The following is a 14,477-nucleotide window of genomic DNA, read 5'->3' as shown; positions in this document are numbered from 1 at the left end:
CTTTTTTTGTGTCCAGAAAACCGCGCCTATATTAAACATCTCATGACACTAATGGGACAGGATGACGGTTACAAGAATTTAAATGTTTTAAAAAGTTTGTTAACCTTGACTCAAGATAGCGAGACGACTTATCTCAGCCTGTTAACTAACGTAGGCTTTACCTGTGAACATCTGGTGAAGATACTTGGGCAAAAAGGTGGTGACAATAACTTTAAGGCATTGAAAAAGCTATTGTCCTTAACAGAAGACACTGAGTCAACTTATCTTAGCCAGCTTACTCAAGCAGGTTTTTCTGGCGATCATCTGGTGGCAATACTGGGGCATACTGGAGGTTGCAATAATTTAACCGCTTTAATAGACTTGTTTTTGCCCTCACCTCAAAACAACGAGAGTACCTACCTTAACTTGCTCACTGAAGCAGGATTTACATGCGAGCAACTGGTGAGAGTTCTAAACCATACTGGTGGCTCCAAAAATTTAGAGGCCTTAAACAAGTTGTTGTTGCCCTTACCACAAGACAGCGAGAGGAGCTATCTTAACCTGCTCATTGAAGCAGGCTTTAGCTGCGAGCATATGGTGACCGTATTGGATAATGATTGGGGTTCGAATAATCTAGAAGCATTAATAGGGATATTGTTACCCTCACCACAAGACAGCAATTCAACCTACTTTACCTTGCTCACTCAAGCAGGTTTTACCTGTGCGCATATAGTGACCGTGCTGGGACATGGGGGTGGTTCCATGAATTTAGACGTTTTAAAATCCTTGTTGTTACCCTTAGCTCAAGACAGCGAGATGACTCGCCTTGGCTTTTTAATCAACGCAGGCTTTTCCTGCGATACTCTGGTTATGGTATTAGGGCATGGTGGTGGCTCCAGGAATTTAGATGCCCTGTTTAGCCTGGTCACGAATATCTCTATTAGTCATTTTATTTCTTCATACCCCGGAGCGCATGATTCTATAGTGATCTTGGCAAATGGTAAATCCAGGTCTTCTCATATTGGCTTTTTAGGTGCGATTTTAAGCAAAGAAGACTTGCGTAAAGAAATTAATGACGGGTTACTTCTTGATAGTTTGTGCAAAAAAATTAAACCGTACTGCCACAAACAACTACAGCAAATACATATAGATACAATTCCTGATTTAAAAGATTTCTGTAATGAGGATGAAACCTTCCTTAAAGTCAGGCCGACAAATAAAAGAAAACAAACGAGCTTTTCTAATCTTGAAAAAACAAAAAAAAGGAAAGGTATTGCTCCCGAAGAGATGTTAGATCTGAGGGCTTTGCTAGAGAAACTACCCTCAGGAGAGAGCTTAAACGGAAAATTAAGTTTTTTGGTGGATTCTGAGACTGCTGAGAGCTTGAAAAAACTGGATAAATCGCTTACGGGAGTTAAAGATATATGCAAAGTCAAAAATAAGAATCAATATAGGGTAAGGCTCGTTGACTTATCTCTATATCACAATTTTTATAATCAACACCCTATTGATTCAGTGCCCTTTGATTTCAGTAATGAGCGTCATGAAGAGCCCCTCTTATCATTCCCAGACGAGATGATAAGCCGCTTTGAAATAGACTACTTACCTATACTCCCAGATGAGATGTTAACTCACTTTAATGAAGTTCAAGAAAGTAGTGTTCTAGCTCCTGTCTCCCCTAATGCACCTTTGCTAAGTCAATTGGGGCTATTTGGCAGCCACGTTAAAGAGGCTTCAGAGATGGAATTAGCAAATAAAGAAGAAGCTGAGTTAAATTGGCATGAATATCAGGGTTAAATACATCAAAGCCCTGATAGCGACGCGTGCCTGACATTTATTTATCTCATTTTTCAAGGATGAAGAATCATTTTTATTTAAACTCTGACAATTACTTTGCAAAATACTCATTTAACAGTTGCATAGTGATTGTTAAAAGTAGTTGGCTTCCAAATGGCTTTAGGTTTATAGTCGAGTTTTCTATAGAGTCTTGTGCCAATTTATCAGTAAGATTACTTACAAAAATATATGTTTGTTTACCCTGCTCAATAAAACCTACAAACCAACCATCACGTATTTGGCTGGGATTACCTTCTCTTTCGTTACGCCCGTGCCGTCCGGAACCGGTTTTACCATAATAATCAGCTCCGTTCGCAAGTTTTCCCAAATACATATTGTCTTTTGTTTTAACTATAGCTTCATGGGTAACTGGTAATTTATTACTTACCATAGCATTTAAAAAATGAAGTTGTTCCACAGCAGATATTTTTAAACTACTTGATAACCAGGCATACTTGAGCCCATTATTTTTCCCGGAGTCCCCAGTAAAGTCTTGGTTACCATAATCAAAGACATCTAAATAACGTTTGATTAGGGGATAACCCAATTGTGGAGTAATTTGTTGAGAAACCCAAACAACTGAATATTTTATCCAGCTATCCGGGGTTTGATCTCGATCATGTTCTGACAATATTCCTTTTTTACCATCCCATTTAAACACTGTTTTTTGTTTGATAATGCCCTGATCAAAAGCCATCAGGGATAAAGGAATTTTAAAAGTAGAATCAGGAGCAATGCGTTGATTACAGTGGTTTTTGGGATTATATTCACTAATTATCTTATGGTTATTGACACTATAAATAAGAAAACACCCATCATAGTTTTTAAATAGTTGTGAGTATTTCTCTGGGGTTATATTGATATGGGTCCGCATGTCTGGAACAAAATTAAGGAAAAATAAGAGCTATTCATCCATCATTTATAGTTAAAAATTCACTCAAATTAACCTATTTAAACCTACTCAATACCGTATGAATAGTGATTGCTACTACGAATTGTCTTAGGTCATTTTACCACAACTCTATCAGAATGACTTATCCACAAGTCCACAGGTCAGGAGAGCTTCACTTTCTCGTATAGGCCTGTGGGCCTTGTGGGTAAGTCATGACGCTCTCATTTAGGGTTTATGGTCTTTTCCGGCCATAATACACCTCTGCGGGCGTTAAATAATTAAAGGACTGGTGAAGCCTTCGGTTATTATAATACTCAAAATACTCCGTTAAGGCCAGCTCAACCTCTTCAATTGTATCAAAATCATACCGGTAGATTTTTTCTTGCTTAACACTACGCCACAATCGCTCGATAAATATATTATCTAAATAACGTCCTCGCCCATCCATGCTGATAGAAATGTGGTGAGATTTTAGCGTATTTATCCAATCTTTTGAGGTAAATTGAGAACCCTGATCCGTGTTAAAGATCTCACAACGCGAATGCAGCAAAGCGTTTCTAAGCGCCTCAATACAAAATTCAGCCTCCATAGTAGGTGAAATAGCCCATCCAATCACATAACGACTATACCAGTCCATAATAGCTACTAAATACACATGCTTTCCTTTCATGCGGATGTAGGTGATATCTGCGGCCCAAACCTGATTTGGTTTGGTGATATCCACCTCTTTTAATAAATAAGGGAACACCTCATGCTCCTTATTGGGAACGCTTGTATTTGGCTTTGGGTAAACAGTCGATAACCCCATCATTTCCATCAACTTTTTTACTCGACGTTTACCAACAGGATAGCCTACTTCTTTTGACAGCCATCTTGCCCGCTTAATTTTACCTTCACATGGATACTGCAGATAGTGCTCATCAAGTAGCGCCATAAGCGCTTCATCTTCGACAGAAATGGGCTTGGCACTATAATAATAACTTGAAACAGGCAAGTCTAATAGCAAGCATTGTTCACGAATGGTGAGCTCGGCAAGAGGATCAATCATGACGCGCTTTTCATCCAGACTAAAGTTCATGCTTTTTTTTTAGCCAAGATAGCTGCGCTTGAAGTCGACCAATTTCTTGATATAATGCCTCAACAAGCTGCTCTTGGGACTTGGCTTCTTTTTCATTAGCCCCAGAGAATAAATCGTTAATGGCTTTGATGGCCGATTGCTTCCAAGTTTTTACCTGCGTTGCGTGAACACCGTATTCACTGGTAATTTGCGCTTGTGTGAGTTTCCCCTCAATCGCAGCTAGCGTTATTTTTGCCTTCTTGGCCGCCGTATAATAAGCTCGCTTTTTAGACATTTTATTCTCCTCTTTGTATTAAGAAGAATAGCTCTTAAAAAACCTTTTTTTGTGTCCAGAAAACCGCGCCTATATTATATCACCAGCTGCCACACTCATCGTTGTAGCAGCTAAAACCAGGGCTAAAAAATAGTACATTATAACTCTCTTTAAAAGATATTCAGTTTATCATCGTTCTGGAAATTGAGAAATCATCCGGCTAAATTCTGCGCTCTATCTTTTACCCGGTAAAATCATTGTGAGCATTATATTATACGGTATAGTAACAAATATCTTCCTGCATTGATGGTGACCGCTAAAAAATCAAATAGATTCCTAACGTGATTAATTTCTATCTGCACCCTGTTTGTTTATAAAGAAAATAATGTTGATTTATCCTGCAGAAGAATTATCATTAAATTACATTGAGTAGTATAAAAAATACTAATATTTAATAAATGGAACTATCAAATGGCTCAATTTTTTGGCTGGAATGACTTATTTAATTACGACCTTTATATAAGAGCTATTATTATCACGCTATATGCGATCTTCTTATTCCGCACAAACTCTACCCGTCTCTATGGCAACCATTCTCCTTTAGATTTTATTATTTATATCATTCTTGGTGCCATATTAGGTGAAGCCATTGTCAAATCCGTCCCTACCCTTCCATCGATGGTAGTTTGTACTTTAATTGTAGCGATACACCGTCTTCTTTCATATATGGGGTATAAAAGTCACTGGATTGGTAAATACATTAAAGGTGAGAAAATTTGCCTCATTAAAAATGGAAAATACATTGAAAAAAGTATGTCCTCTTGCCGAATCACACCTAATGATATTAAACAGGCACTAAGATTTCAACATGGTTCAGAGGATATTTCCTCGGTAAAAAAAGGAACCCTTGAGCGAAGCGGTGAAATTTCATTCATACTGAACGAATAAAATCAAACAACTCCTTAAGAACAATCTCTTTTGAAATTAATTAGGCTTCACGTTCAAATTCCTTGGGGTATTTATTACCTTTAGCACGATTAAGCGAAAATAAATGCCCAAGGTGATTTAGATCTTCTGGAGATAATTCAAGATTCAAAGCCTCCAGATTCTCTTCAAGATACGAAAGTTTCTTGGTTCCGGGAATTGGAATAATTGATGTCGATTGAGCTAATATCCATGCTAATGCTAGTTGACTCAAACGGCAGTGCTTCTCTTTAGCTATTTTTTTAAACTTACGAATAAGCTTTTGATTTGCAATTAAGTTTTCCCCTTGAAAACGTGGCAATCGCAGTCTAAAGTCATCGGTTGTTAATTGATGTATATTGGTTATCGTACCCGTTAAAAAACCGCGCCCTAGAGGACTGTAAGCTACAAAGGCAATTCCTAACTCCAGACAAGTAGGTATAATTTCCTTTTCTGGACGCCGTTCCCATAAAGAATATTCTGTTTGTACTGCTGCAATAGGATGAACTTTTGACGCTCGCCGAATAGTTTCCGGTTTGACCTCTGAAATACCAATGTGACGAATTTTACCCGCTTTTATTAATTCAGCCATTGCACCAATTGATTCTTCAATAGGTATTTGGGGATCTACCCGGTGTAAATAATACAAATCTATTATATCTATTCCTAAGCGTTTTAAACTAGCATCACACGCTTCTTTGATATGGGCTGGAGAACCATCGATATAATAATCCTGAGCGCCCTGTGATTTTCTGGCAAATCCCGTCTTAGTTGCCAAGGTAATGTTATTGCGGTGTGATTTGATGGCTTTATTAAGTAATTCTTCATTATGCCCCCAACCATACATATCAGCAGTATCAAGGAAGGTCACCCCTAATTCTATCGCTCTATGAATTACTCTAATTGATTGAGCGTCATTTCCTGGTCCATACGCCCTGGACTACAGTGGACCCCATTGTCAAGACAGCGATCCGTTTAATTTAAGATATAACTTTAATTCTACTTTCTTTCGTTGACGAGGGTGCGTAGCACACGAGTCAACCACAATAGCAGTTAATGAAACACCTGTTATTGAGCCTGTGGGTATGTGGGCGCGAAGCCATCGAGTGTGGTCAAGCGGTGGATAACGTCTTTTTGTTATCCATGGCTTGTCCACATGTCCCGAAGGGCGATGGCTGATCCGCAGGACGCGTCCACATATCCACAGGCATTCCATTACGCTGCAGCCTCATATAGGCCAGCATAAACCTCTGACGGCGTGTATATTCCAAATGATTGATGAGGTCTTTCGTCGTTATAAAACTTGAAATACACCCTTAAACCATTTCGTAGTGCTAAAACTGTTCCGTATTCTTTTATGTAAATATCTTCATATTTGACTGAACGCCATAGCCGTTCAATGAACACATTATCCATCCATCGACCTTTCCCGTCCATGCTAATTTTGATGTCATGGTCTTTTAAAACATCGGTAAACGCCTTACTGGTAAACTGGGAGCCTTGATCCGTATTAAAAATATCAGGCCTGCCGTGGAGCCTGATGGCGCTCTCCAACGCGCTTACACAAAAGTCATCATCCATGCTGTTTGATACCTTCCAAGAGAGCACCTTGCGGCTATACCAGTCCATTATTGCCACCAAATATACAAAGCCTCCTTGCATCCTAACGTAGGTAATATCGGTGCACCAAACCTGATTGGGTCGATCAATCACTAAACCACGTAGCAAGTAGGGATAAACCTTTTGTTCCTTGTTCTTTTTACTCGTATTCGGCTTTGGTGCCACTGAAACCAGACCCATGATCCGCATCAAACGCTGCACTCTCTTACGGTTAACGTCATGGCCAAGGCGACGTAAATAAGAACGCATCTTTCTGCTTCCATAGAAAGGATGGCGCATGTATTCCTCATCAATCAAGACCATCAAAGCCAGATTCTCTGGGCTCTCGGTACATATTCCTTCGCCAGCAGTGCGATAGTAGCTAGCGCGTGACAAATTAACCAATGCACATTGGCGTACGATGCTGAGTGTAGGGTGATTGACATCAATCATGGCTCGCTTCTCCCGCACGCTCAACTTAGATGACCGGTCTTTTTTTTAAGCCAGTCTAACTCAACCGCTAGCTGGCCTATTTGCGTGTATAATCGATCTCGTTCTTGTATGATGGAGTCCATGTCTTTGTCATGCTTGCCGCTAAACAATTGCTTGCTTCCATCCAGTAATTGTTTTTTCCACAGATTGATTTGTGTTGCATGCACCTCAAATTCAGATGCCAATTCATTGGTCGTCTTGTGACTTTTTAATGCCTCAATTGCTACCTTTGCTTTGAAGTCAGATGTAAATTTTTTTTTAGCCACTTGGTACCCCGTTTAACAATGGTTTCTATTTTACACCACTGTCTCATTTTTGGGGTCCACTATAGACATCCCCATACAACCAAGTCCTATAGCTGAAACCTGCGGACCATTTACTCCCAAAAGCCTTTGCTTCATAATATTCCTTCTTAAATTAGAGGGTAAGACAGTATACGTGTCAAATTATAGATAGAATTGATAGACTTTATTTATAAAAAAGTTAATTTATTTTTTGTTTCATTGCCAGTCTGGGCTGGATATGTGGAAAAATCCCAATAGCAGAAACTGTAAGATCACATGCCAGTGAAATTGAAAAGCGTGTTAATATTTGAACAAATACGGGTATAACTATTAAAATGGTGTCCAATAAAACAGACAGTGTGGTTGTCTGTTATTGATTGGGTTGCTCTTGCCGGAGAGATCTGGCAAGAGTCACTCCCTATACAGAAGGTGGCGGTCCTCGGCGTCCCATTAAACCCATTATGAGAAATATTACAAATATCACTAAAAACAAAAAGAATAATATTTTTGCAATTCCTGCGGCAGCTACTGCAATGCCACTAAAACCAAATGCTGCCGCGATTAATGCAATGACAAAAAAGACAAGCGCCCAACTTAACATAATATAAGCTCCTTAGTATGAAATATCCATTTATCATTGAACCCAGGCTTTCTTGTTAATTATAGTATACAGCGAACACTTTGGATTTAGGATCTTCTCTAAGGTATGCTCCTGTTCAAAATCACTCTCAGAAAATATTTGGGCATCAACAGTGCGGTTTACTCTTTATTTTTTAGATATATGAAGTACCTTTTTTACTTCAGCAACCACATTTCCTTCTTCATTAGTTATTTCAACAGTAAACTCAGGCTCAAGCTTTGTGATGTTTTCAAGTTCCAGACGAATTTCTTCAATTTTTTCCAATGATAATAGAAATTTTGCATAAACAGTTCCTTTAGCAGGGATTTTATAACGGATGGTCGACAATTTATCCCAAACAATATAATCCTTTCCAAGGAGTTTCATTAACATCAACATGTAAAATGGGTCGGTCATGGAGTACAATGAACCACCAAAATGAGTTCCGACATAATTCCTATTCCAAAAACGCATCTTCATTTGAACTAAAATGTATGTGTGATTAGAGTTGAATTTTTTGACACTGATTCCAGCCCCTAAAAAAGGCGGCCAAAAACGCATCATTTTTAATAAGATTGAATAATTCATAATGCTCCTCTATGGACAAAAGGTTTTAAAGTCTGTTGCTAACTGATCCACTCCGTCAAGCAACATATCCTAAACGACCCTCAGCAATTTTAACTGCCTGATTATTACGCTGTAGGGGGATATATCACTTCGAAAATTTTATACATCATTCTAAATAACACGCATAAAAGCGGTACGCAGGAAGTGTAATATAGGCGCGGTTTTCTGGACACAAAAAAAGGTTTTTTAAGAGCTATTCTTCTTAATACAAAGAGGAGAATAAAATGTCTAAAAAGCGAGCTTATTATACGGCGGCCAAGAAGGCAAAAATAACGCTAGCTGCGATTGAGGGGAAACTCACACAAGCGCAAATTACCAGTGAATACGGTGTTCACGCAACGCAGGTAAAAACTTGGAAGCAATCGGCCATCAAAGCCATTAACGATTTATTCTCTGGGGCTAATGAAAAAGAAGCCAAGTCCCAAGAGCAGCTTGTTGAGGCATTATATCAAGAAATTGGTCGACTTCAAGCGCAGCTATCTTGGCTAAAAAAAAAGCATGAACTTTAGTCTGGATGAAAAGCGCGTCATGATTGATCCTCTTGCCGAGCTCACCATTCGTGAACAATGCTTGCTATTAGACTTGCCTGTTTCAAGTTATTATTATAGTGCCAAGCCCATTTCTGTCGAAGATGAAGCGCTTATGGCGCTACTTGATGAGCACTATCTGCAGTATCCATGTGAAGGTAAAATTAAGCGGGCAAGATGGCTGTCAAAAGAAGTAGGCTATCCTGTTGGTAAACGTCGAGTAAAAAAGTTGATGGAAATGATGGGGTTATCGACTGTTTACCCAAAGCCAAATACAAGCGTTCCCAATAAGGAGCATGAGGTGTTCCCTTATTTATTAAAAGAGGTGGATATCACCAAACCAAATCAGGTTTGGGCCGCAGATATCACCTACATCCGCATGAAAGGAAAGCATGTGTATTTAGTAGCTATTATGGACTGGTATAGTCGTTATGTGATTGGATGGGCTATTTCACCTACTATGGAGGCTGAATTTTGTATTGAGGCGCTTAGAAACGCTTTGCTGCATTCGCGTTGTGAGATCTTTAACACGGATCAGGGTTCTCAATTTACCTCAAAAGATTGGATAAATACGCTAAAATCTCACCACATTTCTATCAGCATGGATGGGCGAGGACGTTATTTAGATAATATATTTATCGAGCGATTGTGGCGTAGTGTTAAGCAAGAAAAAATCTACCGGTATGATTTTGATACAATTGAAGAGGTTGAGCTGGCCTTAACGGAGTATTTTGAGTATTATAATAACCGAAGGCTTCACCAGTCCTTTAATTATTTAACGCCCGCAGAGGTGTATTATGGCCGGAAAAGACCATAAACCCTAAATGAGAGCGTCATGACTTACCCACAAGGCCCACAGGCCTATACGAGAAAGTGAAGCTCTCCTGACCTGTGGACTTGTGGATAAGTCATTCTGATAGAGTTGTGGTAAAATGACCTAAGACAATTCGTAGTAGCAATCACTATTCATACGGTATTGAGTAGGTTTAAATAGGTTAATTTGAGTGAATTTTTAACTATAAATGATGGATGAATAGCTCTTATTTTTCCTTAATTTTGTTCCAGACATGCGGACCCATATCACTATAAGCGGTTATGAGTCAAAATCAATAATGAAATCTTTAACTTCGTCGATAAGTTGAGTTGATTCAGTTTGAGAAAATAAACCAACTCTATTGGTATTAATGTAATTGATACCAATAGCAATTAAATACCCTACTCCAAGTAAACCAATTGCTGTTGCTACTTCTGCAACTAGCCACCATGAGTCTCTGTGATTTTGCACTTTGCTTTTTGCAGTATTTATTTCCTGTAAACAACATCTTCGATACCCAAGGAGAATAGACGACTCAGGTTTTCTTGCTAGCAATTCAGTATTTATACTGAGCTCATCGATTAAATTTTGCATTGTATCTGCAGCATCAACATATCCTCTTTGTCTAAGATTTCCTTCTTTAATTTGTAAACGTCTCAACTGGTTTCGAATTGCTTGAATTTGCTGATTTAATTGAATTTTAAACAAATCTGGATCTAATTCAGAAGATCTATGCCTATTCAAATTCTCATAGGGTTGTAAATTAATTTGGGAAAATTGAGCAATTGATTCCTCGATCGTGGATCGCATATTGGGATCATCGCTCAGCATCTGGTTTATATATTTTCTGATATTATTTTGCTCTTCTTTACTGAGAAAAAATTTAATATCAGGATCATGGAATAATTGTACATTTTCAGACTTGTTTTTTATATAATCCCAATCTCTATCATGGCCTAAATAATAATTTCGATAATTATCCCCCCACAAATAACTCAAGACTCTTCCAACTGAATATACATCAGACTTTATTGAATAAATTGGGCAGGCTGAAAATGACTCAGGAGACCTGTATGCTCTGGTTCCAACTTTACGATGATCCTGCTCGCCCTCTTCCAGATTAAACCCATAATCAATAACAGTAACTGTTGGAGGTGATCTACTTAAATCGACTAAAAGATTCCAGGGCTTTATATCTCTGTGAATGAGTTTTCTATCCAAGATCTGAGTTTTAATAGCATTGAGTAGAGCTATTGTTAATTCTAAACGAATTGATACTGTTAAATTTGGAATTTGATCACTAATCTCAGCACGTTTATTAGGATGAAGTATTTTTTCTAATGCAACTCCTGTCGCAAGATCCATGATTAAATAACTTTTTTTTCCATCAGATCCGTCTGTAAACACAGGTGGTTTCACATGCAGATGCCCTGCTTGTATTAACCCTTTATATTCTTTTCTTATTTCAGCCGAATAATCTTTTACACTATGATCCTGAATTTTAACGATTCTGTGATTGCCAGCTTTTAAAATGGGTTGTTCTGCCTTAAAACAAATAGTTCCTACAACAGGGTATACAATTCCATAGCCTCCTTTACCAAGTGGTGTTGTCTCAGGATCGTAGATATCAAACCTTACTCCTGATTTACCCTCTTTTCTTTTACGCTTTAAAATCGATTGAGTAAAACTAAATTGATAAGTAATGTCATTATAGGTGTACTCATATTCTTTGTGACTTGCCCAGACCCCTTCCATTTTATCAGTGTCAAAAAAAGACGTCAAAGCCGCAATTAATGGAGTCTTTTCAGAAGCCAACTCACCAATCATTGTAGGTATAATAAGTGTTTTTACTGTATTGCCCATGCAAAAAATGTCTTAAATTTACAAAATTTGTCGGATTATACATCATACCATTGAAAATGTTAAATTTCTGCAACTTCCGGGTATAATTCCATTCATTAATAACAAAAAATATAGTATAAAAGGGATTATCTATTGAAACTCTATGAAGCTGATTCAAAATTATTAATTAATATAGAGCCGGCTTAAAACTTCGTACAATCTTTGGATTGTTTCCAATTAAAGTATTTATTTCAAGGAGAGAGGTATGGGTAAGATAAACTCTATCAAAATGAGTGAAATTGCAACAGAACGGGCTAAACGAACTGAACAATTAAGATCCCTGACCTCATCTCCTTTTGATCTGGATAATAAAGAACATACACGAGCATTGAAAAATTACATCGATAACTTTGAGCTTACTGCAAACCAAATGTATCTCTTTCAAGCGATGAGCTCTGGCTTAACCACTTGGGGAGGCGCCTGGGTTGCAGGATTTTTCTTGCCCATTCCAGCCTTTGCTAATTATTTTTTAACTGCTGTTCTTTATTTCGGCGTTGCTGGATATATTCTTGAACGTTTCAGTATGACTGATTTTTTTGAACAACTCGCAGAAATGAAAATTATTTACAATTGGTGTTTAAAAGGTGGGCTGGAAAATTACAATCCAGTAGTAAGTACTGAAAATATAGATAAGTTGGCTTACCCTGAAATCCAACGCATGTTGAAGTTAATCGCTCCATTGTGTAGCACTGAATTTATGCTTGCCTGGACCAAAGAGATAACAGCAGAAGAACAAACAAGAGGCTTATCCAACGTCCTCTCAACTGGTTATACTGCTCTGTCTTCTGCATTTTCTTTATTTTCCACAGCAGCAAAACCTGTCGCTGATCTCAATCGAATTCGTGAGTTAAAAGTTAATGTAGAAACACGTGGTTTTGACGTAGGGATATTTAACGGATTGGAACAGGCAATTAAATATTTTGCTACCAGTCCTGATTTTAGAGACATAATGGCAGCAAAAATAAGACAACCTGTTGAGACAGCAAGAAATAGATTACCAAGTGTTCTCATGGGAAGCTTTTCACCCTCCAGCTCTAACTAGCTATTAAACTAATCAGCCTTTCATCAAATGATGGGTGAGCATGGTCTTGAACTAACACAATCAGCGAGTAGACGTGAAGAAAAGAAGGCCTTTGCAAAACACATGGTCCGATTTCGACATAGAAACTATCACGAGCAGGATGGCGGTTTATTTCCTGAACTGGTAAGAGAATCTGATTAAAGGAGGATTGGCCTGGCTACAGACAGGATGAGAAAGGACGCTGGCGACGTGCTCGAAGCCGGCAAATTAAAGCAATTGATCAAAATATTAAAATAACGATAGTGTCGCTAAGCTCGTGATTGATTTTAGCCATCCATGGCTGAAATCGACTCGCAAACGCGACAAGTATGCCTCCGGCGGCCCTGGCCGTCCTGTGTCCGCTTGTTTTTTCACCCCATTCGGGGTTCAAAAACAACGCTACCCCAATGACTGACGCCTTTTCGGATGCCTTATATTTTGCCTGCGGCAAAACATCCGGCTCTAAGGCTACCAGGGACTACCAGCCTCGCTCGTTCCTCGCTTCCTTGGCTGGCAGCGATCGAGATCTTTGGGAGGAGCATTGCTGAAGATATCTTGTTATCTTGCCCTTAGAACTAACCTGTTCAAAGCCCCATATCCTGGGGCTTTTTTTTGCTTTGAATTTCATTGAATACTATGAATGGCGGATTCATTAAAACTGAGAAATGTAAGTAATCAGGCTTAATATCTAATAATTTGCCCACGGGTAACCTCCAACTTCTCTCGCAAGAAACAGCCAGAAAAAAACATTATTGGAATTTTTACTCATATATATTACATTGACGCCTCTTTGTTCTAATGATTCTTAAGGTTGCTTGGAGCTAATCCTCTGTTGCTATCTTAAGCACAAGGAGATCCACAACTATGAATGGGTGCACTAAGTATAAATTTAAAATATCTACAATAGCTTATTTTTTACTCATAACAGTGGGAAATATGTCTTTTGCTAATCAAAATCAAGATAATTGGCAGGCGTATCTTGATGGTTCAGTCGGAAAAAACATTTACTACCTCTATAATCAAGTCATGAGCAGTTCATTCCAGAACAAATCAAACTATAGAGCCCTTGATTTAGGATCAGGAGCAGGTGATGTTGATTTTAATCTTGCCGCATTAGGTTGGGATGTTACCAGCGTGGATACTTCGCAACGAGCAGGAGAACTAATTACCGAGCGAATGAAATATATTAATGGCAAATTTAACTTTCAATTATCAGACTTTGAGAACGCAATTTTAAGTGGGGATTATGATTTAGTACTGTCATTTTTTGCATTACCTTTTGGAGATAAAAATAATTTACCAGAGCTCATCAGAAAAATTAGTCAACATACGAAGCCCGATGCAATCTTTGCAGTTACCTTTTTTGGTAATGATCATACCTTTGTAAAGAATGGTCAAGCATATGGCATAAGTAAAGATGAGTTAAGTAGTATTTTAAACGCAAATGGATTCGAAATTCGATACTTCTTAAATCGTCGTTATAAACAGTCAGGAAGTAATGGTGAGTCGGTTAACTGGGATGTACTGGACGTTATAGCAACTAAATTATAAA

14 protein-coding genes and 1 pseudogene are annotated in these 14,477 nt (G+C 38.3%); 7 read left to right on the top strand and 8 right to left on the bottom strand.

Features of this window, described 5'->3' with window-relative positions; genetic code table 11:
• The first annotated feature begins 42 nt into the window (after nt 1-42).
• Entirely contained in the window at nt 43-1,776 is a 1,734-nt protein-coding gene (locus tag HRS36_RS09940; protein WP_226905445.1) for a hypothetical protein, read from the top strand.
• 91 nt (nt 1,777-1,867) lie between these two features.
• On the opposite strand, the gene HRS36_RS09935 is transcribed toward HRS36_RS09940, so the two are convergent.
• The 3 genes from HRS36_RS09935 to HRS36_RS09925 form a co-directional block, all read right to left on the bottom strand.
• Nucleotides 1,868-2,689 carry a penicillin-binding transpeptidase domain-containing protein gene (locus HRS36_RS09935; protein WP_173237192.1) on the bottom strand — a complete coding sequence of 274 codons (822 nt, stop codon included), beginning with the start codon at nt 2,687-2,689 and terminating at the stop codon, nt 1,868-1,870.
• A 250-nt stretch (nt 2,690-2,939) separates the two neighbouring features.
• On the bottom strand, nt 2,940-3,785 hold the full coding sequence (locus tag HRS36_RS09930; RefSeq protein ID WP_173235473.1) for an IS3 family transposase: 846 nt from the start codon (nt 3,783-3,785) through the stop codon (nt 2,940-2,942).
• Entirely contained in the window at nt 3,775-4,059 is a 285-nt protein-coding gene (locus tag HRS36_RS09925) for a transposase (RefSeq protein WP_173235475.1), read from the bottom strand. Before HRS36_RS09925 ends, HRS36_RS09930 begins: the two co-directional genes overlap by 11 nt.
• Before the next feature lie 450 nt (nt 4,060-4,509).
• On the opposite strand from HRS36_RS09925, the gene HRS36_RS09920 reads away from it, so the two are divergent.
• On the top strand, nt 4,510-4,986 hold the full coding sequence (locus HRS36_RS09920) for a DUF421 domain-containing protein (RefSeq protein WP_173237191.1): 477 nt from the start codon (nt 4,510-4,512) through the stop codon (nt 4,984-4,986).
• A 40-nt stretch (nt 4,987-5,026) separates the two neighbouring features.
• Here the strand turns inward: HRS36_RS09920 and HRS36_RS09915 are convergent, their stop codons facing one another.
• The 4 genes and pseudogenes from HRS36_RS09915 to HRS36_RS09900 all read right to left on the bottom strand — a co-directional run bounded on the left by HRS36_RS09915 (nt 5,027) and on the right by HRS36_RS09900 (nt 8,583).
• Nucleotides 5,027-5,872 (bottom strand): aldo/keto reductase, encoded by an 846-nt coding sequence (locus tag HRS36_RS09915; protein ID WP_267313899.1) that lies wholly within the window; start codon nt 5,870-5,872, stop codon nt 5,027-5,029.
• A 344-nt stretch (nt 5,873-6,216) separates the two neighbouring features.
• Nucleotides 6,217-7,358: pseudogene (locus HRS36_RS09910) on the bottom strand (IS3 family transposase).
• A 436-nt stretch (nt 7,359-7,794) separates the two neighbouring features.
• Complete coding sequence (locus tag HRS36_RS09905) at nt 7,795-7,977, bottom strand: DUF1328 domain-containing protein (protein WP_173237190.1); 183 nt, start codon at nt 7,975-7,977, stop codon at nt 7,795-7,797.
• Between the two features lie 165 nt (nt 7,978-8,142).
• Nucleotides 8,143-8,583: a DUF4442 domain-containing protein gene (locus HRS36_RS09900; RefSeq protein ID WP_173237189.1), complete on the bottom strand. Its 441-nt coding sequence runs from the start codon at nt 8,581-8,583 to the stop codon at nt 8,143-8,145.
• Nucleotides 8,584-8,846: 263 nt separating this feature from the next.
• Here HRS36_RS09900 and HRS36_RS09895 point away from each other — a divergent pair, with 263 nt between their 5' ends.
• The gene (locus HRS36_RS09895; RefSeq protein ID WP_173235475.1) at nt 8,847-9,131 is read left to right on the top strand and encodes a transposase; all 285 of its coding nucleotides are present in this window, start codon (nt 8,847-8,849) and stop codon (nt 9,129-9,131) included.
• Nucleotides 9,121-9,966, top strand: a complete 846-nt coding sequence (locus tag HRS36_RS09890) for an IS3 family transposase (protein ID WP_173235473.1) — start codon at nt 9,121-9,123, stop codon at nt 9,964-9,966. The genes HRS36_RS09895 and HRS36_RS09890 overlap by 11 nt, the downstream gene beginning before the upstream one ends.
• Before the next feature lie 276 nt (nt 9,967-10,242).
• On the opposite strand, the gene legK1 is transcribed toward HRS36_RS09890, so the two are convergent.
• A complete protein-coding gene (legK1, locus tag HRS36_RS09885) occupies nt 10,243-11,826 on the bottom strand; it encodes a Dot/Icm T4SS effector kinase LegK1 (RefSeq protein WP_173237188.1) in 1,584 nt (527 codons plus the stop codon).
• Between the two features lie 244 nt (nt 11,827-12,070).
• Between legK1 and HRS36_RS09880 the strand changes: the two genes are divergently transcribed.
• The 3 genes from HRS36_RS09880 (at nt 12,071) to HRS36_RS09870 (ending at nt 14,476) form a co-directional block, all read left to right on the top strand.
• Nucleotides 12,071-12,907: a hypothetical protein gene (locus tag HRS36_RS09880; protein WP_173237187.1), complete on the top strand. Its 837-nt coding sequence runs from the start codon at nt 12,071-12,073 to the stop codon at nt 12,905-12,907.
• Between the two features lie 27 nt (nt 12,908-12,934).
• Nucleotides 12,935-13,087, top strand: coding sequence for a hypothetical protein (locus HRS36_RS09875; protein ID WP_173237186.1), 153 nt, complete (start codon nt 12,935-12,937; stop codon nt 13,085-13,087).
• A 774-nt stretch (nt 13,088-13,861) separates the two neighbouring features.
• Complete coding sequence (locus HRS36_RS09870) at nt 13,862-14,476, top strand: class I SAM-dependent DNA methyltransferase (RefSeq protein ID WP_173237185.1); 615 nt, start codon at nt 13,862-13,864, stop codon at nt 14,474-14,476.
• Nucleotide 14,477 lies beyond the last annotated feature (1 nt).

The sequence above is a fragment of the Legionella antarctica genome (assembly GCF_011764505.1).
Taxonomy (GTDB): domain Bacteria; phylum Pseudomonadota; class Gammaproteobacteria; order Legionellales; family Legionellaceae; genus Legionella; species Legionella antarctica.
The sequence above is the reverse complement of the archived record's forward strand: the minus strand, read 5'-3'. Positions and strand labels throughout refer to the sequence as shown.